At 64.5% G+C, this 409-nt stretch carries 1 pseudogene; it reads left to right on the top strand.

Features of this window, described 5'->3' with window-relative positions:
* Positions 1-409: pseudogene (locus E3W21_RS18145) on the top strand (hypothetical protein); the annotation flags it as partial.

Here is a 409-nt window from a genome sequence, read left to right as displayed (position 1 = left end):
TCACCCCGCCGCTCAAGCTCTACGTCAAACTCGACATTCCCGGCGGCCAGGACACGGACCCGGACTATGGGCATTCCAATCTGTACATGACCTTCGAGCCGGCGGAGATCGTCCAGGATGGCGTGGACAAGGACAGCGCCAAAAACGGCGTCGACATCCTCATCCAGGCTAAACCCGGCAGCGGCTCCAGCCTGCCTTACCCCAACATTGCGCTGGGCGACGTGATCACGGCGAGCTGGGGCGGCAAGCTGGTGCTGTCGGCGCCGGTCACCCAGGCGCAGATCGACGCCCCGGTGAACAACCCGATCAAGGTCCACGTCGACGAACAAACCATCCTCGCGGCCGGGGACTCCGGCCTCGAAGGCCTGGCCGTCACGTTCATGGTGCGTGACCGGGTGCACAACCAGTC

Source organism: Pseudomonas sp. F01002 (assembly GCF_004402115.1).
GTDB lineage: Bacteria > Pseudomonadota > Gammaproteobacteria > Pseudomonadales > Pseudomonadaceae > Aquipseudomonas > Aquipseudomonas frigoris.
This window is presented reverse-complemented; position numbering and strand designations above follow the sequence as displayed.